Genomic DNA, 210 nt, shown 5'->3' with positions numbered 1-210 from the left:
CCAAAAATAAATTATCATTTCCAACCGACGAAGCTGTTATGAAATCCGTATATTTGGCGGTAAGAGAAGCAACCAAAAAATGGTCTATGCCAATACATAATTGGGGAATTATTTTACATCAATTCTTGAATTTATATCAAAAAAGGGTTAGAATTTAAAAATATCCTAACCCAAGTTATTTATAACTTACACACTTTAAAGGAGAGTGCC

This window comes from Empedobacter sp. UBA5987 (genome assembly GCF_002429865.1).
Lineage (GTDB): Bacteria > Bacteroidota > Bacteroidia > Flavobacteriales > Weeksellaceae > Empedobacter > Empedobacter falsenii_B.
Note: the sequence above shows the minus strand (reverse complement) of the source record.